The following is a 20,980-nucleotide window of genomic DNA, read 5'->3' as shown; positions in this document are numbered from 1 at the left end:
CCGCGGCGGGGCAGGCACGGCCAAGGCCCGGCCACGAATGACCTCCGCGGCGGGGCGGGCACGGCCAAGGCCCGGCCACGAATGACCTCCGCGGCGGGGCGGGCACGGCCGAGGCCCGGCCACGAATGACCTCCGCGGCGGGGCGGGCACCGCCGAGGCCCGGCCACCAACGCCCCCCACAGCGGGAGCGGGCCCGGCTGAGGCCTGGGCACCAATGCCGTCCGCAGCGGGAGCGGGCACCGCCGCCGTCCGCAGGGGGGCGGGCACGGCCAAGAACCGGCCGCCAACGCCCTCCGGGGGTGGTTACTCCTCCTGCCGCGGCCCTGCTCCGCTTGTCGGCAGCGGTGTCTGCTCCGCCTCCCCGAACCGCGCCAGCGCCAGAGCGCCCGCGATGGAGACCACGAAGCCCGCGACGCCCAGCGGCGCGAAACCCGGCCGCGTCGTGTCGCCGAGCCACACCACGCCGAACACCCCCGGCCACACCGTCTCACCGATCACCATCGCCCCCGTCGCCGCCGTGACCGATCCGGACCGCAGTGCCTCGATCAGCAGCAGATACCCGCCGAGCCCGGAGACGACCACCGCATACGCCGTCAGCGCGGCCAGCACCCCCGTCACCGTGATGTCGTCGGGCAGAAGTCGCACCCCGATCCCCGTGAGCCCGAAGCTCAGCCCCGCGATGCCTCCGAGCACCGCGGCCCGTACGCGGTGGACGCGGCGGTTCACCACCCATCCCAGCAGCACCAGTCCCACGGCGGTGCCCAGCGTCACCCAGCGCAGTCGCGCATCGCCGTCGCTCGTGCCCTCGTGCCCGGCGGCGACAGCCAGTACCGCGAGACCGCAGCACACCGCGACCACGGCGCCCCACTCCGCCGACCGCAGCCGCACGCGCAGCACCGCGGCCGCCACAGCCGCGGTGACCGCCAACGACGACGCGAGGGCCGCCTCCACCAGGAACAGCGGCACCGAACGCAGCGCCACCACCTCGGCCACGAATCCCAGGGCGTCCACGCCGACACCGACCAGGAACGGCCACTGGAACATCGCCCGCACGGGCCCGCCGACAGTCTCCCGGCGCGCCCCCAGGGCCTGCAGCACCGTCGCCACGCCCATGAGAACCGCAGCGCAGAGCGCCAGCAGCACGCCGTATGCCATGTACGCACCGTAATCGTCCGGGGAGCCCGTACCCCTGCGCTCTCACGGTGTGTCACTGCGGCCCTTGTCACGCCAGACCTGACACCGATCCGCTCATCTACACAGTGACTGCGGATGTAAAGAACCGATACGTTCCCAGGCGTGACGACTGACGAGGCACCGGGATACGGGCGATGACCACGACTTCACCCGGTCAGGCCGCGCCGGGCCGGCAGATGTGGCCGCTGTACGCCGCCGGCTTCACCACCGCGTTCGGCGCGCACGGCATCGCCGCGAACCTCGGCGGCTTCTCCGACGACGCGGTGACGTCCCTCCTCGTACTGGGCGGGCTGCTCGCCCTGTACGACGGCGCGGAGGTGCTGCTCAAGCCGCTGTTCGGGACGCTTGCCGACCGGATCGGTGCGCGGCCGGTCCTGCTGGGCGGGCTCGTGGCGTTCGCCGCCGCGTCCGCCGCGTACGTGGTCGCCGACTCCCCCGGCTGGCTGTGGGCGGCCCGTCTCGGCCAGGGCGCCGCCGCCTCCGCGTTCTCGCCGTCCGCATCGGCGCTGGTGGCACGGTTGAACCCGGCGGCCAGGCACGGGCGGGCGTTCGGGAGTTACGGCTTCTACAAGTCGATCGGCTACACTCTCGGCCCGCTCCTCGGCGGCGTGCTGGTGTGGGCCGGAGGTCTGCGCCTGCTGTTCGCGGTGCTGGCCGTGCTGGGGGCGGCGGTCGCCGTGTGGGCGGCACTGTGCGTGCCGCATGTACCGCCGCTGGCCAAGGCCCGGCAGACGGTGCTCGACCTGGCCCGGCGGCTCGCCGATCCGGTGTTCCTGGGGCCGACGGCCGCACTGGCCGGGGCGACGGCCGCGCTGTCCGTGGGCGTGGGGTTCCTGCCGGTGTCGGGCGCGGCGGCGGGACTGGGCACCGTGGCCACCGGTGCCGCCGTCTCGGTGCTCGCTGCCTCCGCCGCGTTCGTCCAGCCCAAGGCGGGCCGCGCGCTGGACGAAGGACGGCTGACCGTGCGCTGCGGCCTCACAGCGGGCCTGCTGATCACGTCCGCGGGCCTGGGCTGCGCGATGCTGCCCGGGCTGGTGGGCGTACTGAGCGGCGCCGTCCTGATCGGGGCAGGCACTGGGCTGATCACGCCACTCGGCTTCGCCGCCCTGGCCGCCTCCACACCCGCCGAACGGCTGGGACAGACCATGGGCTCCGCCGAACTCGGCCGGGAGCTCGGTGACGCGGGCGGCCCGCTGCTGGTCGCCGCCGTCGCCACGCTTGCCACACTCACCTACGGCTACGCGACCCTCGCACTGCTGATCGCAGTCGGCCCGCTGCTGGCTCTCGCGGCGCACCGCTGGACCGAGCGGAGCCCGGCCCGGGCGCGCCGCGGAGTGATAGGCGCGGACGTTCGCGAGGCCGACGTGGAGTGAGAGGAAGCCCGCGTACGACCCGCCCAGCCGACCTCCATGTGCCGGACCACGAGACCTCACCCGCCTCACCCGGTCGCAGCTCTGTCACCCAGGGACGCTACGCTGCCCCACGGCGAGCGCTGCTCAGCGCGTGACCAGCGCGAGCGCGCGCATCGCCGCCGCCACAGCCGTCCCACCAGTCGCCCACCACCGCCAGCACTGTCACGCCTGCCGCACACCCGCCCCTGACCTGCGAGTCCGCGAGTCAGCCCCTGATCAGTACTTGGATCACGTACTTCATGTCTTGGTTTGAATCCCTCATCCTCGGACTCGTCCAGGGGCTGACCGAGTTCCTCCCCATCTCCTCGAGCGCCCATCTGCGGCTGACCGCGGCCTTCGCGGGCTGGCACGACCCCGGGGCGGCTTTCACGGCCATCACCCAGATCGGCACGGAGACGGCCGTGCTGATCTACTTCCGCAAGGACATCGCCCGGATCATCTCGGCATGGTTCCGCTCACTCTCCGACAAGACCATGCGCGGCGACCACGACGCGCAGATGGGCTGGCTGGTGATCGTGGGTTCACTGCCGATCGGTGTGCTGGGCGTCACGTTCAAGGACCAGATCGAGGGTCCGTTCCGCGACCTTCGCCTGATCGCCACCACGCTCATCGTGATGGGCGTCATCCTCGGCATAGCCGACCGTCTCGCGGCACGCGACGAGGTCGGCGGCAGGCACCGCGCGGTGAAGGAGCGCAAGACGCTCAAGGAACTGGGCGTACGGGACGGTCTGATCTACGGCATCTGCCAGGCGATGGCACTGGTGCCCGGCGTCTCCCGGTCCGGGGCGACGATCAGCGGCGGCCTCCTCATGGGCTACAAGCGCGAGGCAGCCGCCCGCTACTCGTTCCTTCTGGCCATCCCCGCGGTGCTCGCCTCCGGACTCTTCGAGCTCAAGGACGCGGGCGAGAGCGGTCATGTCTCCTGGGGTCCGACGATCTTCGCCACGCTCATCGCCTTCGCGGTGGGATACGCGGTGATCGCGTGGTTCATGAAGTTCATCTCGACCAAGAGCTTCATGCCGTTCGTGTACTACCGGATCCTGCTGGGCGTCGTGCTGTTCGCCCTGGTGGCGATGGGCGTCCTCAGCCCGCACGCGGGCGAGTCGGCCGGCTGAGGTCCTCAGCCCGCACGCGGGCGAGTCGCCAGGCTGAGGCGAATGACCCGGCCGGCTTCGCCGCACCCCGGTCGCCCGGGGTCACGATGAGAGAGGTCGCGCAGCAGGTCCGCGACGCGAGAGGTCTGGTTCCCGGCGACGATGAGGCGCATGCCGAGTTTCAGCAGCTCGGCGAGGGCGGGCCTGCCCGGCGTCGGGTTCCTGCCACTCATGTGGGCGGCACGGGACCGTGCCGCCCCCTGCACGCCCCTTGGCTCCGCCCGTCGTGTGCTCAAGACTGTGGCGATGACGCAGCGCATGGAACTCGCGACCGTGATGGACCGGCTCGCCATCGATGCACTGATCACCGACTACGCGGTGGCCGTCGACGACGGTGACTGGGCGGCGTACAGAGAGCTGTTCACCTCCGACGGCCGTGCGGACTACCGTTCGGCCGGCGGCATCGAGGGAGACGTCGCGCAGGTTGCCGGGTGGCTGGCCGGCACGATGGAGCTCTTCCCGATGCGGCAGCATCTGATCGTCAACCGCCGACTGCGGTTCGGGACCCTGGACCACGACACCGGCGACGCCGCCCGTGTACAGGCGGACTACGTCAATCCGATGCGGTTCGCGGGAGGCGACGGGGCGTCCACGGCCCAGGCTCCGGACTTCGTCTGCGGCGGCCGTTACGCGTTCTCGCTCCTGCGTACGGACAGCGGCTGGCGGCTGCGCCGGGTCGTCGTGGAGGAGAAGTGGCGCCGGACCCCGCAGGCACAGGAGGCACCCGACGCCACCGCCCCTGAACCGCCTCCTGAACCGAACGCCGTCTGAACTGCGCCCTGTCCGAGATCGTCCAGGTCGCGCACACTGGACACAGGCACCGGGCCCCGGCGATCTCGGGGGCGGCGCCGGGCTGCAGGGGACCTGGGAGGCACGGCATGGATGTGCTCGGCGCACGCCACCTCGACGCGCGCCACCTCGGCGCACGCCACCTCGGCGCACGCCACCTCGACGTACGACGACTCGACGCCCGGCTCGGCGGTCGGCTCAGGGGTCGGCTCGGCGGCCGGGACACGTGGCGCGAGCGTCTCCGCTCCCCCTGGTGGCGCGGCGCGGCGGCCCTCGGGGCGGGTGCACTGCCCGCGCTGGCGTTCCCCGCGCCGTCGTTGTGGTGGTTCGCCTACGTCGCGCTCGTGCCCTGGATCCTGCTGGCGCGCTCGGCCGGTACGGAGCGCCGGGCGGTGCTCGACGGATGGCTTGGCGGCCTCGGCTTCATGCTGGCCGTGCACCACTGGCTGCTGCCCAACCTTCACGTGTTCACGTTCCTGCTCTCGGCGCTGCTGGGCCTGCTGTGGGCGCCATGGGGCTGGCTGGTGCGGCATGTGCTGGGCGGCCGTCCCACGCCGGGCCGGGTCATGGCCGCGCTGGTCGTCGTGCCGTCGGGCTGGCTGATGATCGAGCTGGTGCGGTCCTGGCAGGGCCTGGGCGGCCCGTGGGGGCTGCTCGGCTCCAGCCAGTGGGAGGTCACGCCCGTGCTGCGGCTCGCCTCGCTGGGCGGGGTGTGGCTGATCAGTCTGGTGGTCGTCGCCGTCAACACCGCGGTCGCGGCGCTCGTTTCCGTGCGCGCCGCACGGGTTCCGGCCGTGGCCGGTCTGGTCGCCGCGGCGACCGCCGGCGCCGCGGCCTGGATGTGGGTGCCACGACCGGAGCCGGACGGGGGCGCCCGTATCGCCGTCGTGCAGCCGGGCGTCATCAACGGCGTCGGCGGCCCCGAGAAGCGCTTCGCACGCGAGGAGGCCCTCACCCGTGCTCTGGCCGGCCAGGAGCTGGATCTCGTCGTCTGGGGCGAGAGCAGTGTGGGCTACGACCTGTCCGCCCGCCCCGACCTGGCGGACCGAATAAGGGCCCTGTCCCGGGAGGTCGGCGCCGACATCCTGGTGAATGTCGACGCCCGCCGCTCCGACCGGCCCGGCATCTACAAGAGCTCGGTCCTGGTCGGACCGGACGGCCCGACCGGCGCGCGCTACGACAAGATGCGGCTCGTCCCCTTCGGCGAGTACATACCGGCCCGTTCCCTCCTGGGCTGGGCCACGTCCGTGGGCAAGGCCGCGGGCGAGGACCGTATGCGCGGCACCCGCCAGTTGGTGATGCCCGTGAGCGGCGGCCCCACGGTCGGGCCGCTGGTCTGCTTCGAGTCGGCCTTCCCCGACATGAGCCGCGCCCTCACCCGCGACGGTGCGCAGGTGCTGCTCGCCCAGTCGGCGACGTCCACCTTCCAGGAGAGCTGGGCGCCGCAGCAGCACGCGTCACTGGCGGCGGTCCGGGCCGCCGAGAGCGGCCGCCCGATGGTGCATGCCACGCTCACCGGCGTCTCCGCCGTGTACGGTCCGAGCGGCGAGCGGATCGGCGCCCCGCTCGGCACCACCGCGAGCACCACCGCGGTCTACGACGTGCCGCTGGCGCAGGGCACGACACCCTATGTCCGGTTCGGCGACTGGCCCGTGCACACCGCCCTGGGCGTACTGATCGCGCTGTGCGCGGCCGAGGTCGTACTCGTCCTCAGGCGCCCTGCTCTTCGACCGCACGTACGACCCGCTCACACAGCTCATGGGTCGCCAGCGCATCCCGCGCGCTGAGCACCTTGCCCGCGCGCACGGCGTCGAGGAAGGCGAGTACGGCCTGCTCGATGCCGCGCTGCCGGGCCACCGGCACCCAGTCCCCGCGCCGCCGGACGGTCGGCTGCCCCTTGTGGTCGATGACCTCGGCGAGGTTGAGCACCTGGCGTTTGGTGTCCTGCCCGGACACTTCGAGAATCTCCTCCGTGGAACCGCTGAGCCGGTTCATGATGCCGATCGCTGTGAATGCGTCCCCGCCCAGCTGCAGCACGACGTGGTGGAGCAGCCCCTTCTCAAGGCGGGCCCGTACTCCGAAGTGGTCGATGGGGCCGGGCGCGAGGAAGCGCAGGGTGTCGACGACATGGATGAAGTCGTCGAGCACGACCCTGCGTGGGCGCCCCGGCAGGCCGATGCGGTTCTTCTGCATCACGATCAGATCGCGTGGGTGCTCGGTGCACTGGGCGTAGCCGGGCGCGTAGCGCCGGTTGAAGCCCACGGCGAGGCTGGTGTTCCGCTCCTCCGCGAGGCCGACGAGCCGCTCGGAGTCAGCGAGGTCGTACGCGAGCGGCTTGTCGACATAGGTCGCCACGCCCGCCTCGAGCAGGCGCGCGGCGATCTCGGGATGCACCTCGGTCGGTGCGTGCACGAAGGCCGCGTCGAGGTCCTGGGCGAGCAGGGCGTCCAGGTCGGTGTGGCAGCGCTCGGCGGGGATGTGGTGGATGCCGGCGACCCGCTCGAGCGTCGCAGACGTGCGCGTCTGCAGATGCAGCTCGACGCCCGGCTGCGTGGTGAGCACCGGCAGATACGCCTTCTGGGCGATGTCACCGAGTCCGATGCAGCCGACCTTCACAGATGTTCTCCTCGCGTGTTCACCGATGCTCGTGTTCACCGATGCTCGTGTTCACAGTTGTTCGTGTTCACAGATGTTCGGCTCGCCCGGTGGTGGGGGATGCCCCCGTGCGGGCCCGGTCATGTGTTCCGGAAGCATACGGCTGCTGCGGCGGCCGCCAGTCGGCGATGCCGTCGAAGGTGCGCAGGACGAGCCCGGGTCCGAGCCGGGAGAGGGCGGACATGAGTGCGGTACGCATCGCCGCACCCGCGCGACTGTCGACGGCCTGCAGCCGCGCGACCTGTGCGGCCTTGCGGACGATCGTGGAGGTGCGCGGCAGCCGCTCGGCGCTGTAGGCGGCCAGACCGGCGCCCTGCTCGCCGCCGGGTGCGGCGTGGTGGGCGAGCACGATGCCGTCCTCGATCGCCTGGTTGCCGCCCTGGCCGAGAGTGGGCGCCATGGCGTGCGCGGCGTCGCCGATGAGGGCGGTCCTGCCCCGGTGGAAGGCGGGCAGCGGCGTGGCCATGTGGTGGATGTCGTTGCGCAGCACCGGTCCGCCGGCCGCCGCCGCGATGATCGCCGGGATCGGGTCGTGCCAGTCCCCGAACCGGCGCAGCAGCTCGGCCTGTTCGCTGTCCGGCGCGTGATGCCCGGCGGGCGCTGTGGCGGCGGCGTAGGCGTAGATCCGGCCGTCCTTGAGCGGCTGTGTGCCCCAGAGCGCGCCGCGGCCCCAGGTCTCGTGCGGCTCGAAGGGCTGGTCGGGGGCGTCCTCGGCCGGGATGAGGACCCGCCATGCGGTGAGTCCGGTGTACGACGGTCCCGGGTGGGACGGGAAGAGGGCGCCGCGTACGGCCGAGTTGATGCCGTCGGCGCCGACGACGAGGTCCGCCTCCAGGTCCCCGTCCGGCGTGGCGACGACGGCGCGGCGGCCGCCCGCGACACCGGGCTCGCTCAGTTCGGCCGGAGTGCCTGTGCGGATCACGCCTTCCGGCAGCCGGGAGGCGATGCGTTCGACGAGGGTCGCCCGGTGGAGCAGGACGATCGGGCCGCCGAAACGTTCCCGGGCGGCCTCGGCGCTCGTACGGGAGACCCAGCGGCCGTCGGGCGTGCGCATGCCGCCGTCGCCCTGCCAGGCGGCGAGTGCGCGGATCTCGTCACCGAGGCCGATGACGTCCAGGGCGCGCTGGGCGTTCGGGGCGAGGGCGATCCCGGCGCCGACCGGCTCCAGCGAGGCCGCCCGCTCCAGCACGGTGACCTGCCAGCCGCGCCGGTACAGGGCGACCGCGGCGGTGAGCCCGCCGATACCGCTGCCGATGACGACGGCGTGGGACGTGGTCATGTCTCCTCCAGAGTGCTCCACCGGGCGCGCTAACTACACCTGTAGTGACTTGCCTCGCCTCGACCGTACTACATCCGTAGTGAGCGCGATAGGTTGAGCCCATGCCCGTACGCACCGCCCCCGGCTCCTCTCGCGCCGAACTGATCGCCGATACCGCCCTCGCGCTGCTCGCCGAGCGCGGTCTGCGCGGCCTCACGCACCGTGCGGTGGACGAGGCGGCCGGGCTCCCCCAGGGTTCGACGTCCAATCACGCCCGCACCCGCCAGGCGCTGCTGGAGGTGGCCGTACGACGCCAGGCGGAGCGCGAGGCGCAGGTCCTCACGCCGGACGAGTTGCCCGACCCGGCGGCAGGACTGCAGTCGCTGACCGACGGACTGGCGCTGGCCTTGCACCGCTATCTGACGCGCGACCGTGATCTGCTGGTCTCCCGGTACGAGCTGGCGCTGGAGGCCACCCGCAGGCCCGAGCTGCGCGCGTTCTACGACGCGACGGGTCGGCAGTTCCGGGAGCCGGTCACCGCGCTCCTGCGGGCGGCGGGTTCACCGGATCCGGAGCGCCACACGCTGTCGCTGGTGGCGTGGTGCGACGGACTGCTGTTCGCGTGCGTGGCGGGGTCGTTCCATGCGTCGGTGCCGAGCCTGGAGGAGCTGCGGGCGGGGTTCCGGGAACTGCTGAAGGGGATGCTGGACGAATAACTGCTGGTGGCCGAAGGGTCGTTCGGCAAGGATGACGCCCATGACGACACAGTCCAAGCACCGCACCGAGACGCCCACGACCGCAGGTGAGCGCGCCATGCTCGAGTCATGGCTGGAGTTCCACCGCACCACCCTCGCGATGAAGTGCGAAGGGCTCGACGACGAGCAGCTGCGGCAGGCCTCCGTGCCGCCGTCGGACCTGTCACTGCTCGGGCTCGTCCGGCACATGGCCGAGGTCGAACGAGCCTGGTTCCGCAGGGTCATGGCCAACGAGGACGCCCCGCCGGTCTACTACACCGAGGCCGACCCGGACGGCGACTTCCATGTCTCCGAGTCCGACACCCGCGAGGCGGCGTTCACGGTCTGGCAGGCGGAGATCGAGGCGGCGCGCGCCCTGGCGGCGCAGTACGAGCTGGACGATCTGGCCACCGGCAAGCACCGAAGCGGCGAACCCTTCAACCTCCGGTGGATCTATGTGCACATGATCGAGGAGTACGCCCGCCACAACGGCCACGCGGACCTGCTGCGCGAATGCATCGACGGGACGACGGGCGACTGAGACCCACGGGCTGAGGCCGCGCCGGCGGCGGGCGGCGCCGGGGCGGCCCAGGTCACAGGCCATCACCCATGCGGGGCAACCTCCGCTTGTCCGCTCCCGAAGAGAGGGCGGACACAGCAGAGTTGCCCAAGTGCATCGAACGACGACTACAGCGCTGCTGATGATGATGGCGGCCTCAACGGTCTCGGCGGTCTCCGGCTGCGTGACCGTGAACCAGCCCTCTACCCCCCGCCTGCAGACCGCGACGGCCCCCTCGCCCGTCTCGTCGCTGCTGTCGGGGACCGACGGAAAGGCCGAGCCGCAGATCGTGCAGGCGCCGGCCCGTGAAGCGCTGGAACTCATCGAGCCGTCCCGCCGCGCCTCGCCGTCCCCCGGCCCGCGGACCTCCGCCCCCGCCTCCACGGAATCGGCGCCCCGCCGCTCCCACCCCGCACAGTCGGAACGCCCCGAAGCCCCTCGTATGCTGCCCCGGCCCGGGAACCCCCTGCCGCTGCCGGACCGCCACTCCGGCAAGGACGTCTGCGATCTGGGCAGGGAGTACGGCCGCTGGCAACCGAACAGCCTGGAGGATGCGGTCTGCCGGGACATGTACGGCCGTTGATCTGCTCCGCTAAGGCGACTCCTGGCGCGGCGGCCCCAGCGGCCCTTCCCGCGAAGGTCCCGCGCCCCCCTCTGGCCCTCCCCCTCCGGCCTCCCCTGCGTCCAACTTGACCTCCAGCCTCCCGATGGCGGCCCGGATACCGGCTCCATAGCTGTCGTCCGCCAGCGCACCCACCGCGCCGCGCGCCCGGCTCAGATGGGTGCGCGCCGCCTCCGACCGCCCGAGCTTGAAGTAGTCGGCCGCCAGGTTGAGATGCAGCGACGGATACAGGGCGCGCACCGCAAGGGACTGCTCGTGCTGGGCCAGCCGCCCGTCCGTCAGCTCCTCGGCCGCCGACAGTGCGCGCAGGTCCCAGGCCAGTTCGTCCGCCGGGTCGTCCTGGGTGTCCGCCATGTAGTGGGCCAGCGTGCACCGGTGGAGCGGATCGCCGTCCTCACCGATCTCCGACCAGAGGCCGAGAAACCGGTCACGGGCCTCCGCACGGTCGCCTCCCCGATGCAGCATGATCACCTGGCCGATGCGGGTCATCATGGCGTCGTCCGCCGCCTGCTCCTGCTGCTCCGCCACCGCGTCCTCCACGCCCGTACGACGATCGTTCCCATGCATCGCGACGGTATCGGCCGACACCCCCGATCCCGGTCAGGCGCGGCGCCTCGGCGGGCGTTGACCCGCGCCGGTGACGGCCCGGCCCCGCCGTCGGCCTCAGCCGAGATCCGGAATCCGCCAGTCGATCGGGGCGTGCCCCTGCGCGGCCACCGCTTCGTTTATCTGCGTGAAGGGGCGCGAGCCGAAGAACTTCCGCGCGGAGAGCGGTGACGGATGCGCGCCCTTCACCACCACATGCCGGCTCTCGTCGATCAGTGGGAGCTTCTTCTGCGCGTAGTTCCCCCACAGCACGAAGACGGCCGGGTCGGGCCGGTCGGCCACGGCGCGGATCACCGCGTCCGTGAACTTCTCCCAGCCCTTGCCCTTGTGCGAGTTGGCCTCACCGGCGCGGACCGTGAGCACCGCGTTGAGCAGCAGCACGCCCTGCTGCGCCCACGGCATGAGGTATCCGTTGTCGGGAACGGGGTGGCCGAGCTCCTCCTGCATCTCCTTGTAGATGTTGCGCAGTGACGGAGGCGTCCGCACGCCGGGCCGGACGGAGAAGCACAGCCCGTGGCCCTGCCCCTCGCCGTGATACGGGTCCTGGCCGAGGATCAGCACCTTGACCTGGTCGTACGGCGTGGCGTCCAGCGCGGCGAAGACCTCTTCACGCGGCGGGTAGACGGGACCTTTCGCACGCTCCTCCTCGACGAAGTCGGCGAGCTCCTTGAAATAGGGCTTCTGGAGCTCCTCGCTGAGAACGCCGCGCCAGGACTCGGGCAGCATGGCGGTGTCGGTCACGTCAACATCCTCCGTAAAGCGGTCAGTTCGCAGCCGCACGACGTACGGCCTCTTCCACACCGCAGAACCTACCTGCGACCACTGACATCGAGGGCGCCGCTCATGATCACGGGTATATGCACACGGGAGCTCGTGACCATCACCTCATGATCACGAGCTCCCGGTCAACAGCGGCAGTCAGGAGCAGCGGGCTCCCGACTCGGCTACCAGCTCGTCTTGCGCTGCAGCTCCCACATCATCATGATCGTCGACGGGTCCAGGGCGCGCTCGGCGCCGGCGATCTCCTCGCTGGCCGCCACGTACTGCTTGCCCTGCCACAGCGGAAGCAGCCGCGCGTCGTCGACGAGGATCTCCTGGGCCCGTTCGAACTGCTTGACGACCGCGCCGCGGTCGCTCTCCTTGCGCGACTCGGGCAGCAGCTCACCGGTGATCTCCGGAGCGGGGTAGGGCGTGCCGAGCGCGTTCTCCTCACCGACGAAGGGCGCGATGAAGTTCTCCGCGTCGGGGAAGTCCGGAAACCAGCCACGGCCGAACACCGGGTACTCGCCCTGGCTGTACTCCTCCACGTACGTCTTCCAGGGGCGGCCCTTGATCGTGATGTCGAACAGGCCGGAGTCGTTCAGCTGCCGCTTGATCTCCTCGAACTCCGGTGCGGTGGCGGAGCCGTAGCGGTCGGTGGTGTACCAGAGGATCAGCGGAACCTTCTGGGTGATCCCTGCCGCGGTCAGGATGTCCGCGGCCTTCTTGACGTCCGGCTCGCCGAAGCTGTCGAAGAAGCCAGTCGTGTGTCCGGCAAGACCGCGGGGCACCATCGAGTACAGCGGTTCCACGGTGTTCTTGTAGATCTTGTTCGCGATCGCGCCGCGGTCGATCAGCTGCGCGATGGCCTTGCGGACGGCCGGCTTCCGCGCCCAGGGGTCCTTGGGGTTGAAGACGAGGTAGCTGATCTCCATGCCGGCGCCCTCGACGAGCTGGAGGTCCTCCTGCGCGGCGTTGCCCTGGAGTTCGACGACGTCCTTGGCCGCGAGACCGCGGAGGATCACATCGATCTGCTTCTTCTTGAGGGCGTCGAACATCTTGCCCGAGTCCTGGAAATAGCGGATGGTGACGGCGCTGTTCTTCCGGTCGGCCAGCCCCTTGTACTTCGGGTTCTTGGCCAGCGCCGCCTCCTTGCCGTCCTCGTACGCCTCGAGGGTGTACGGACCCGAGCCGGTGACCTGGCCGTCCTTGCGGAGCGCGCTCTCCGGGTACTCGGCTGGGTCGACGATCGACATGGCAGGGGTGGCCAGCACGAACGGGAAGGTGGTGTCCGGCTTGTTGAGCTGGAAGATGACGTCCCGGTCCCCCTTCGTCTCGACCTTGTCCAGGCTGCCCAGCAGACCGGCCGGGCCACCCGCCAGATCGATCTTCAGGATCCGGTCGATGGAGTGCTTGACGGCCTTGGCGTCGAGGGCGTCTCCGTTGGAGAACTGCATGCTGTCACGGAGGGTGCAGCGGTACGTGCGGTTGGAGGAGTCGGTGAACTCGCAACTCTCGGCGGCGTCGGGCTCGGGCTCCGACGCTCCGGACGGGTAGCTCAGAAGAGTTTGATAGATGTTCCTGAAAAGTTCCCACGAACCGTCCCAGGAGGCGGCGGGATCCAGCGTGCTGGGGGCACTGGTCGTTCCCACGACGATCTTCTGCTCGTCCTCGTCGCCGCCGGAGGACACCAGACCACACCCGGCGAGCACGGATATGGAGGCACAAGCCGCCACATACCGCAGACATTGGATCCGGTTGAACACGCGCACGCTCCTCGATCAGCCATGCCATGGGTCGGCAGACCATACCGCAGTGCCCCGCCGGGCCATCTGGGCGTCCCAGCGGGGCACAAGGGGGCGACGTCACCTCTGATGCGTCGCTCCGTTATACGGCCTTCGTGATGCGGTTGTGTTACGCGGTCCTCATCAGCCGACGCCCGCGTTCAGGAAGATGCCTCCGTCGACCACGAGGGTCTGTCCAGTCATCCAGCCCGACTGGTCGGAGGTGAGGAACGCGGCCACGCCGCCGATGTCCTCGGGCACCCCGAGGCGGCCAAGCGGGTAGGCGGCGGCCGCCTCGGCCTCGCGCCCCTCGTACAGGGCCGTGGCGAACTTGGTCTTCACCACGGCCGGAGCGATCGCGTTGACCCGCACCGTCGGCGCGAACTCGTGCGCCAGCTGCAGGGTCAGGTTGATCATGGCGGCCTTGCTCATGCCGTACGCGCCGATGAAGGGGGACGCCGAGACGCCGGCCACGGAGGCGATGTTGACGATCGCGCCGCCGTTGTCCTTCTGCCAGGCCTTCCAGGTCTGCTGGGCGAAGCCGAGCGCCGAGATGACGTTGGTTTCGTATACCTTGCGCGCCACGTCGAGGTCGAGTTCGGCCATCGGCCCGAACACCGGGTTCGTACCGGCGTTGTTCACCAGGAAGTCGACCCGGCCGAACGCCTCCATGGTGCGCTCCACGGCGGCGGCCTGGTGGGCCACGTCGTGGGCCTTGCCCGCGACGCCGATGACGCGGTCGGCGCCGAGCTTCTCGACGGCCTCCTTCAGGGCCTCCTCGCCCCGACCGGTGATGCACACCCGGTCGCCGCGCGCGACGAGGGCCTCGGCGATTCCGTAGCCGATGCCGCGGCTGGCACCCGTGATGAGGGCGACCTTGCCGCTGTCCTGCACAGTCATGATGTCGCGAGCCTTCCGGTCAGTTGAGCGGGCCGCCGGCCACGTACAGCACCTGGCCGGAGACGAAGCCTGCCGCCTCGCCCGTGAAGAACGCGATGGCGTTGGCGATGTCCTCGGGCTTGCCCACGCGCTGCACCGGGATCTGGGTGGCGGCCGCGGCCTGGAAGTCCTCGAAGCCCATGCCGACGCGCTCGGCGGTGGCCTTGGTCATCTCGGTGACGATGAAGCCGGGGGCGACGGCGTTGGCGGTGATGCCGAACTTGCCGAGCTCCTTGGCGAGCGTCTTGGTGAAGCCCTGCAGGCCCGCCTTGGCGGTCGCGTAGTTGGCCTGGCCGCGGTTGCCGAGAGCGGAGGAGGAGGACAGGTTGACGATACGGCCGAAGCCCGCGTCCACCATGTGCTTCTGGCAGGCCTTCGCCATCAGGAAGGCGCCCTTCAGGTGCACGTTCATGACGGTGTCCCAGTCGGAGGCGCTCATCTTGAAGAGCAGGTTGTCGCGGAGCACGCCCGCGTTGTTCACCAGGATCGTCGGGGCGCCCAGCTCCTCGGCGATGCGCGCGACGGCGGCCTCCACCTGGGCCTCGTCGGAGACGTCGCAGCCGACCGCGATGGCCTTGCCGCCTGCGGCGGTGATCTGCTCCACGGTGTCCTTGCACGCGGCCTCGTCGAGGTCGATCACGGCGACTGCGCGGCCCTCGGCGGCCAGTCGTACGGCGGTCGCGGCGCCGATGCCGCGCGCGGCCCCGGTGACTACGGCGACACGCTGCTCGGTGGTGGACATGCTTGGTTCTCCTCGCCCTTGGAAAGCCTTGAGGCCTCGGAGCCCGGAGGCTCGAATGCCTGGACAACGCTGGTTGCGGCTCTGCGGTACGCCCTTTGGGTGAGCAACCGCTTAGTACCTTCAGCAGACGTGACGCTAGAAGCCCTGGCACTCGGTGTCAACGGCGCCCCGGCCTCCTGTGACCGATTACCTCGCGGCCCCCGTGCCGATGGGCGGCGATCAGCGCACCAGCAGGTCGAGCAGCCGCTCCACCTCGCCCTCGGGATCCGCGGTGAGCCCGGTGTGCACCGGACCCGGCTGGACGACGGTGGAGCGCGGCGCGATCAGCCAGCGGAAGCGCCGTCCGGCGTCGTCGCCCGCGGCCTGGCCCGCGGCCTCGCCTCCGCGGCAGACACTCTCCACGGCGCGCAGCGCGGCCCGTACGCCGGTGACGTCCGCGTCCGGGTCCAGCACCGCCAGCTTTCGCTCGTCGAGATGGGTGCGGGCAGCCACGAAGGATTTGGCGCGGCAGTAGACCACGACCCCCGCGTTGAACTGCTCTCCGCGCTCCACGCGCGGCACGACGCGCAGCACCGCGTACTCGAACACCTCCCGGCCGGACACGTCCGTCATGCCGCCTCCCCCTTCCCTGAGGATGCGTTCCGCGAGGATCCATCCGCCGTCGCCCAGCCCGGAGCCATCGCGCTCGGGCGCGCGGCAGGTGCGCCGAGGGTGATCCGCTCATGGACCGAGGCGGCACGCGACAGCAGGGCGGACACATACGCGCGGCGCACATCGTCCGGGCTGTCGAAGCCGGCCTCGCCGGTGAGCCACACGTCGGGGACGTCGGCGACCACCTCGGTGAGGAGCTCTTCGGTGACGCGCGGGGCGAGTTCGGCGGCCGCGGCCGCGATGTCGGGCCCGAAGGGCGCGAGGGCGTGGTCGGACGCGTCATACGCCCTGGCGGCGCCGGCCTTGGCCGTCGGCCAGTTGTGGTGCCAGATCATGGTCGCGCCGTGGTCGATGAGCCACAGGTCTCCGCGCCACACCAGGAGATTGGGGTTGCGCCAGGAGCGGTCGACGTTGCCCACCAGCGCGTCGAACCACACGATGCGCCCGGCTTCGAGCGGATCCACCTGGTACGCCAGCGAGTCGAAGCCGATGGCGCCCGGCAGATAGTCCATGCCGAGGTTGAGGCCGCCGCTGGACTTCAGCAGCTCCTGCACCTCCGGGTCGGGCTCGCCCAGGCCGAGCACGGGGTCGAGCCGGATGCCCACGAGCGGTGGCACGCGCAGTCCAAGCCGTCGGGCGAGCGCTCCGCAGATCACTTCGGCGACGAGCGTCTTACGGCCCTGCCCGGCGCCGGTGAACTTGATCACGTACGTGCCGAAGGTGCCGCGGCGGTCGGCCTCGACGAGGCCGGGGAGCGAGCCGCCTTCCCGCAAGGGAGTGATATATCGAGTTGCTGTCACTTCTGTGAGCATTGCCCCAGGCTACTGCCGGGCGCATACGCTGCGATCAGCCTTCTCGCGCCACGTCCGCCGTGGGTGCTCTGTGCCCGGAGACTCTGGTGGAACAGTTGAACCACGTGCCGCACCGGCGCGTATAGAGATCACAGAATCCCCCAGCACCACCATGGAAGGAACCGAGCAATGACCTTTTCGCAGGGGTCCGTCCCCAAGCCGTCCCGCCGGACCGTCGTCACCGCGGTGGGCGCAGCCGGACTGACCGCCGCGCTGGCCGCATGTGGCAGCTCGGACGATTCCGGGAGCACGGACTCCGCCGAGTCGACGGCGGCCCCGGAGTCCTCCGGAGCCTCCGAGGCGGCAGGCGGGGGTGCGGGGGCGGCGGTCCTCGCCAAGACCTCCGACATTCCGGTGGGCGGCGGCAAGATCTTCAAGGACGAGAAGGTCGTGGTGACCCAGCCGGCCGAAGGCCGGTTCAAGGCCTTCTCGAGCCTCTGCACCCACCAGCAGTGCCCTGTGACGAGTGTCGAGGGCGGCACCATCAACTGTCCCTGCCACAACAGCAAGTTCTCCATCGAGGACGGCAGCGTCAAGCAGGCCCCTGCCACGCAGCCGCTGGCCGCGATGGAGATCGAGGTGACGGGCGACGAGATCAAGCTGGCGTAGCGGGAACGGTCCGTCACCGGGCGCGGCGGGGGCGACTCCAGCAACCGAGGATGTCGCCGGTCGTCGTGATCGTGGCGACCAGGGCGAGCGTGTTGCGGACCATCGCGGGGGTGTAGTCGGAGGGCACCCCCGCGATGGCGTCTGCCGGCACGACGGCCGTGTAGCCCAGGTTGACCGCGTCGAAGACCGCGTTGGGGATCGCCACGTTCGCCGAGACGCCCGTCACGACCAGGGTGCGGCAGCGGAGGTTGCGCAGCAGCGCGTCCACGTCGGTGCCCGCGAGAGGCGACAGGCCGTGCAGCCGTCGTACGACCAGGTCCTCCTCGGCGGCCCGGATGGGCTCCGCGACACGAACCGCGCTCGTGCCCGTGAGCTGCTGTACGGGCAGCCGCTCCGCCGCATGGAAGAGCCGGGCGTTGCTGTTGGCGCCCCGTCCGTCGAGGCGCCGCTCGGCGATGGCGTGCATCACCTGTACGCCGCTCTCATGGGCGGCGGTGACGAGGCGCCCGATGTTGGCGAGAGCCCCGGACGTACGCGCCTCCTCGGCCAGTTCGGGCAGCGCGCTGTCCGCGCCCACGACGCCCTGCTGGCACTCGACCGTGAGCAGCACGGTGGTCGCCGGGGCGAGGAATGCGCTGAGCTCTGCGTTCGACGGCATGGGCTTCCTGTCGGGGGCGGCGTCCGGGCGGGCGAGAGTAGCCACCATTGCGTCGGGACGGAAGACGGCACATGCTTCTTTGGCGCGATGTCAGGGTTGTTGTTGCCGAGTCGATTCGGACACTTCGCTCGAGTCGATGCCGCAGAAGGGGGAGTCACATGGCCGTCACACAGCGCCGGGGCCGCAGGATCATGATGACACCGGCCGAGCTCGACGAGTTCCTGTCCACAGAGCGCACCTGCCGGGTGGCCACCGTCTCGCCGGACGGCGCCCCGCATGCGAGCCCCCTCTTTTTCGCCTGGGACGGCACGTCACTGTGGCTGTACTCGATCACGCGCAGCAGGCGCTGGGCCGACCTCCGGCGCGATCCGCGGATAGCCGTCGTCGTCGACGCGGGAGAGGAGTACGGCGAGCTGCGCGGCGTCGAACTGACGGGCAGCGTGGAGTTCGTCGGCGAGACGCCCCGCACCGGCGAGGAGGCGTTCCCCGAACTGGAGGCACCCGAGAGGCTCTTCGCGCAGAAGAACTTCGGCATGGACCGGATGCCGCACGACGGCAGGCACGCGTGGCTCCGGCTGACACCGAAGGCGATCGCGTCCTGGGACTTCCGCAAGCTGGCAACGCTCTAGCTGGATCTGGGCGCGGGGTGGAGGGGCATCGCCCCGCGCCGGACAGCCACCACCGCACACCGAACGAGCACCGCCGCCCCGGACGGGCACCACCGCACACCGAACGAGCACCGCCACGCCGGACAGCCACCACCGCACACCGAACGACCACAGCCACGCCGGACAGCCACCACCGCACACCGAACGAGCACCGCCGCGCCGGGCGGCCAAGCTCGCTCACAGCGACCGGCGTTGCCCCGGCCAGGCACTGAGCCCCCTCACGGCGCCACCGAGCGCGCCGGACGGCGACGGCGACGGCGCCTATGTGCCGGCCGATGCAACGTCATCCGACCGCCGCCCCCGCGGCCTGCAAGGCCTTCACCGACGCCCGGATCGAAGGGCGACGGTCGGCGTCGGCGCGCCACACGGCGTAGACATGCCGTCGCACGCGCTGGCGGACCGGCACAGTCCTCACGCCTTCGGGCACCGGGTCGCGGCCCAGCCGAGGTGCGACGCATACGCCCAGCCCGGCCGCCACGAGCGCCAGCTGCGTGTGGTGCTCCTCGGCTCGATGGGCGATGTGCGGCTCTATGCCCTTGGCCCGCAGAGTGAACATCAGCCACTCGTGACAGAACTCCCCTTCCGCCCAGGTGATCCACTCGTCGTCGGCGAACTCCTCGAGGTCCACTTCGCGGCGGTCGGCGAGAGGATGCGAGACGGGCACCGCGACATCGGCCGGGTCGTCGAGGAGCGATGCCTTGACGAGCCCGTCGGGCAGCGGCAGCGGCTTGTTGTACCAGTCGAGGACGACCGCCATGTCGACGTCGCCCCGGACCACGCCCGCCACCCCCTGTTCGGGCTCCAGCTCCTGCGTACGCACACGCAGTCCGGGATGCTCGGCTCGCAGCGCCGCGACGGCCGCGGGAAAGAGGCCCCGCGCGGCCGTCGGAAAGGCCGATATCCGCAGCTCCCCCACGACCTGCCCGCGCTGCGCCTCCAGGTCGGACTGGGCCAGCTCCACCTGCGAGAGGATGCGCGCCGCATGGTCGGCGAGCAGGCGGCCGGCGTCGGTGAGGCGCACACCCCGGCCGTTCTTGGCGAGGAGCTGCTGCCCGACCTCCCGTTCGAGCTTGGACATCTGCTGGGAGACGGCCGAGGTCGTGACGTGCAGCCCCGCTGCGGCGCCGCTGACGGAGCCGTGCCGGGCCAGGGCGTCGAGAGTGCGCAGGCGCTCCAGGTTCAACATGTAAGCAATGCTACGCGATACCGGGAAAGAAATCTCGCTTGTACTAAGAGGTTCTCCTGCGACATCGTGGCGGCCATGAGCACCGTCACTCCCTCTCCCAGGTCCCGCGCGACCTCGGCGCCCAGCGCTGCCCCGCCTGCCACCGCCCCACCCCAGGAGTCCACCGCGTCCGCTGCCCGGCCGCGCCGCGGTGGACTCGACTGGCGGATCCGGTTCGGCGTTCTGTCACTCGTCTGGGGCTTCAGCTTCCTGCTCATCAAGGTGGGCACGCACGGGTACGGACCGCTCCAGGTGACGTTGGGGCGGCTGTTCTTCGGGACCGCCGTGCTCGCCGTCGCGCTCGTCGCCAAGCGGGAGCGGCTGCCGCGCGGAGCGCGCACATGGGGGCATCTCATGGTGGCGGCGTTCCTGCTCAACGCCCTGCCGTTCTCCCTGTTCGCGTTCTCCGAGCTGACCATCCCGTCGACGCTCGCCGGGATATGCAACGCGACGACACCGCTGTGGGGCATGGCGCTGTCGCTGGTCGCGCTCTCCGAGGACCGCCCGACGCGGCGCCGCGTCGCCGGGCTCGGGATCGGCTTCATCGGAGTACTGACGGTGCTCGGCGCCTGGCAGGGCTTCGGCGGTCTGGACTTCGCCGGCACGGCGATGGCACTCGCGGCGTCGCTGAGCTACGCGATCGGCTGGATCTATGTGCGCCGCACACTCGCCGGGTCGGGCCACTCCAACCTGTCCCTGACCGGCGCGCAACTCCTTCTCGCGACCGTCCAACTGGCCGTGGTGACCCCTGCCTTCACGACACTGCCGACGCATGTCGCGGTGGTGCCGCTGCTCGCGATCGCGGCACTCGGCATCCTCGGCACCGGCCTCGCCTTCCTCATCCAGTACGGCCTGGTCGCCGAGGTCGGCCCTACGACGGCCCAGATGGTGACGTACTTCGTTCCCGTCATCGCCACAGCGGCAGGCGTCGCCGTGCTCGGGGAATCCCTGTCGTGGTCGACACCCGTCGGCGCCCTCATCATCCTGGCGGGCGCCGCACTGACTCAGCCGAGGGCTCGCATACGGAAGACTCGTATACGGAGGACTCGCATACGGACCTAGCGGCGCGGCAGCCGGGCGCAACGACTCGTCCATGCGAACCGTGGCGGCG

Annotated in this window: 23 protein-coding genes; 10 read left to right on the top strand and 13 right to left on the bottom strand. The window is 70.9% G+C overall.

What is annotated here, in order from left to right; translation table 11 throughout:
• Positions 1-303: 303 nt before the first annotated feature.
• Positions 304-1,155 carry a DMT family protein gene (locus H1D24_RS13605; RefSeq protein ID WP_181657752.1) on the bottom strand — a complete coding sequence of 284 codons (852 nt, stop codon included), beginning with the start codon at positions 1,153-1,155 and terminating at the stop codon, positions 304-306.
• A gap of 173 nt (positions 1,156-1,328) precedes the next feature.
• On the opposite strand from H1D24_RS13605, the gene H1D24_RS13600 reads away from it, so the two are divergent.
• On the top strand, positions 1,329-2,567 hold the full coding sequence (locus H1D24_RS13600; protein WP_374064231.1) for an MFS transporter: 1,239 nt from the start codon (positions 1,329-1,331) through the stop codon (positions 2,565-2,567).
• A gap of 278 nt (positions 2,568-2,845) precedes the next feature.
• Positions 2,846-3,721: an undecaprenyl-diphosphate phosphatase gene (locus tag H1D24_RS13595; protein ID WP_181657751.1), complete on the top strand. Its 876-nt coding sequence runs from the start codon at positions 2,846-2,848 to the stop codon at positions 3,719-3,721.
• A 5-nt stretch (positions 3,722-3,726) separates the two neighbouring features.
• Here H1D24_RS13595 and H1D24_RS13590 read toward each other — a convergent pair whose 3' ends face one another.
• Positions 3,727-3,933, bottom strand: a complete 207-nt coding sequence (locus H1D24_RS13590; RefSeq protein ID WP_181657749.1) for a hypothetical protein — start codon at positions 3,931-3,933, stop codon at positions 3,727-3,729.
• 73 nt (positions 3,934-4,006) lie between these two features.
• Between H1D24_RS13590 and H1D24_RS13585 the strand changes: the two genes are divergently transcribed.
• Both H1D24_RS13585 and lnt read left to right on the top strand, forming a co-directional pair.
• A complete protein-coding gene (locus tag H1D24_RS13585; RefSeq protein ID WP_181657747.1) occupies positions 4,007-4,531 on the top strand; it encodes a nuclear transport factor 2 family protein in 525 nt (174 codons plus the stop codon).
• Between the two features lie 107 nt (positions 4,532-4,638).
• Positions 4,639-6,336 (top strand): apolipoprotein N-acyltransferase, encoded by a 1,698-nt coding sequence (gene lnt / locus H1D24_RS13580; RefSeq protein ID WP_181657746.1) that lies wholly within the window; start codon positions 4,639-4,641, stop codon positions 6,334-6,336.
• Here the strand turns inward: lnt and H1D24_RS13575 are convergent.
• Positions 6,260-7,165: a Gfo/Idh/MocA family protein gene (locus H1D24_RS13575; RefSeq protein WP_181657745.1), complete on the bottom strand. Its 906-nt coding sequence runs from the start codon at positions 7,163-7,165 to the stop codon at positions 6,260-6,262. The genes lnt and H1D24_RS13575 overlap by 77 nt on opposite strands.
• Positions 7,166-7,232: 67 nt before the next feature.
• On the bottom strand, positions 7,233-8,483 hold the full coding sequence (locus tag H1D24_RS13570) for an FAD-dependent monooxygenase (protein ID WP_181657744.1): 1,251 nt from the start codon (positions 8,481-8,483) through the stop codon (positions 7,233-7,235).
• A 101-nt stretch (positions 8,484-8,584) separates the two neighbouring features.
• Here H1D24_RS13570 and H1D24_RS13565 point away from each other — a divergent pair, with 101 nt between their 5' ends.
• The 3 genes from H1D24_RS13565 to H1D24_RS13555 all read left to right on the top strand — a co-directional run bounded on the left by H1D24_RS13565 (position 8,585) and on the right by H1D24_RS13555 (position 10,338).
• Positions 8,585-9,178, top strand: coding sequence for a TetR/AcrR family transcriptional regulator (locus H1D24_RS13565; RefSeq protein ID WP_181657743.1), 594 nt, complete (start codon positions 8,585-8,587; stop codon positions 9,176-9,178).
• Positions 9,179-9,218: 40 nt separating this feature from the next.
• Entirely contained in the window at positions 9,219-9,737 is a 519-nt protein-coding gene (locus H1D24_RS13560; protein ID WP_181657742.1) for a DinB family protein, read from the top strand.
• 130 nt (positions 9,738-9,867) lie between these two features.
• Positions 9,868-10,338 carry a hypothetical protein gene (locus H1D24_RS13555; RefSeq protein WP_258564083.1) on the top strand — a complete coding sequence of 157 codons (471 nt, stop codon included), beginning with the start codon at positions 9,868-9,870 and terminating at the stop codon, positions 10,336-10,338.
• A 9-nt stretch (positions 10,339-10,347) separates the two neighbouring features.
• Here the strand turns inward: H1D24_RS13555 and H1D24_RS13550 are convergent, their stop codons facing one another.
• The 7 genes from H1D24_RS13550 to H1D24_RS13520 form a co-directional block, all read right to left on the bottom strand.
• Positions 10,348-10,944, bottom strand: coding sequence for a tetratricopeptide repeat protein (locus tag H1D24_RS13550; RefSeq protein ID WP_181657741.1), 597 nt, complete (start codon positions 10,942-10,944; stop codon positions 10,348-10,350).
• 96 nt (positions 10,945-11,040) lie between these two features.
• Positions 11,041-11,724, bottom strand: coding sequence for a uracil-DNA glycosylase (locus H1D24_RS13545; RefSeq protein WP_181657740.1), 684 nt, complete (start codon positions 11,722-11,724; stop codon positions 11,041-11,043).
• 203 nt (positions 11,725-11,927) lie between these two features.
• The gene (locus H1D24_RS13540) at positions 11,928-13,508 is read right to left on the bottom strand and encodes an ABC transporter substrate-binding protein (RefSeq protein ID WP_181657739.1); all 1,581 of its coding nucleotides are present in this window, start codon (positions 13,506-13,508) and stop codon (positions 11,928-11,930) included.
• A 162-nt stretch (positions 13,509-13,670) separates the two neighbouring features.
• Positions 13,671-14,426, bottom strand: a complete 756-nt coding sequence (locus H1D24_RS13535; protein ID WP_181657738.1) for an SDR family oxidoreductase — start codon at positions 14,424-14,426, stop codon at positions 13,671-13,673.
• A gap of 19 nt (positions 14,427-14,445) precedes the next feature.
• Positions 14,446-15,207 carry a 3-oxoacyl-ACP reductase FabG gene (gene fabG / locus H1D24_RS13530; protein WP_181657737.1) on the bottom strand — a complete coding sequence of 254 codons (762 nt, stop codon included), beginning with the start codon at positions 15,205-15,207 and terminating at the stop codon, positions 14,446-14,448.
• A gap of 219 nt (positions 15,208-15,426) precedes the next feature.
• Positions 15,427-15,810: a DUF3037 domain-containing protein gene (locus H1D24_RS13525; protein ID WP_181658018.1), complete on the bottom strand. Its 384-nt coding sequence runs from the start codon at positions 15,808-15,810 to the stop codon at positions 15,427-15,429.
• Positions 15,811-15,815: 5 nt separating this feature from the next.
• Positions 15,816-16,670 (bottom strand): HipA family kinase, encoded by an 855-nt coding sequence (locus tag H1D24_RS13520; protein WP_181657736.1) that lies wholly within the window; start codon positions 16,668-16,670, stop codon positions 15,816-15,818.
• A 168-nt stretch (positions 16,671-16,838) separates the two neighbouring features.
• Here H1D24_RS13520 and H1D24_RS13515 point away from each other — a divergent pair, with 168 nt between their 5' ends.
• Complete coding sequence (locus H1D24_RS13515; protein WP_181657735.1) at positions 16,839-17,318, top strand: Rieske (2Fe-2S) protein; 480 nt, start codon at positions 16,839-16,841, stop codon at positions 17,316-17,318.
• Between the two features lie 13 nt (positions 17,319-17,331).
• Here the strand turns inward: H1D24_RS13515 and H1D24_RS13510 are convergent, their stop codons facing one another.
• Positions 17,332-17,976 carry an isochorismatase family protein gene (locus H1D24_RS13510; RefSeq protein ID WP_181657734.1) on the bottom strand — a complete coding sequence of 215 codons (645 nt, stop codon included), beginning with the start codon at positions 17,974-17,976 and terminating at the stop codon, positions 17,332-17,334.
• 158 nt (positions 17,977-18,134) lie between these two features.
• Between H1D24_RS13510 and H1D24_RS13505 the strand changes: the two genes are divergently transcribed.
• Positions 18,135-18,605 carry a pyridoxamine 5'-phosphate oxidase family protein gene (locus tag H1D24_RS13505; protein WP_181657733.1) on the top strand — a complete coding sequence of 157 codons (471 nt, stop codon included), beginning with the start codon at positions 18,135-18,137 and terminating at the stop codon, positions 18,603-18,605.
• 322 nt (positions 18,606-18,927) lie between these two features.
• Here the strand turns inward: H1D24_RS13505 and H1D24_RS13500 are convergent, their stop codons facing one another.
• Positions 18,928-19,830 (bottom strand): LysR family transcriptional regulator, encoded by a 903-nt coding sequence (locus H1D24_RS13500; protein WP_181657732.1) that lies wholly within the window; start codon positions 19,828-19,830, stop codon positions 18,928-18,930.
• Positions 19,831-19,905: 75 nt separating this feature from the next.
• Here H1D24_RS13500 and H1D24_RS13495 point away from each other — a divergent pair, with 75 nt between their 5' ends.
• Complete coding sequence (locus H1D24_RS13495) at positions 19,906-20,931, top strand: DMT family transporter (protein WP_181657731.1); 1,026 nt, start codon at positions 19,906-19,908, stop codon at positions 20,929-20,931.
• Positions 20,932-20,980: the final 49 nt, after the last annotated feature.

Origin of the sequence: Streptomyces himalayensis subsp. himalayensis (genome assembly GCF_013778455.1) — a bacterium.
Lineage (GTDB): Bacteria > Actinomycetota > Actinomycetes > Streptomycetales > Streptomycetaceae > Streptomyces > Streptomyces himalayensis.
This window is presented reverse-complemented; position numbering and strand designations above follow the sequence as displayed.